We start from the raw sequence: 375 nt of genomic DNA on the forward strand, positions 1-375 counted from the left end.
ACGATGGCTGAGCCGACAGTTCGACCTCAGTGCTGCAGACATTGTGTTGCACAAGACTCCGCTGACCTTCGATGTGTCGGTGTGGGAACTGTTCGCCGCCATGGTGAGTGGCTGCCGCGTAATACTCGCCGAGCCGGGCTCCGAGCGAGACCCGTCGCGCCTCGCCGAGATCATTCGATCCGAACGCGTGACCGTCGTGCACTTCGTGCCATCGATACTGGATCCGTTTCTGGACGGATCCACAGCACTGGATTCGCTGCGACAGATACTAGTTGGCGGCGAATTTCTGTCCGCCGCAGTGGCTCAGCGGGTGGTGCGTGGCTTGGGTGTGCGGCTGCTGAATCTGTATGGCCCTACCGAGGCCACCGTGACGGC

The 375-nt window shown here is 61.6% G+C and carries 1 protein-coding gene; it reads left to right on the forward strand.

Annotation, left to right across the window (positions count from 1 at the left end; translation table 11 throughout):
* Positions 1-375 (forward strand): AMP-binding protein (locus ACT89H_RS29520; protein ID WP_445111946.1); only part of this gene is annotated, 375 nt, incomplete at both ends.

The organism is Nocardia aegles, assembly GCF_052545135.1.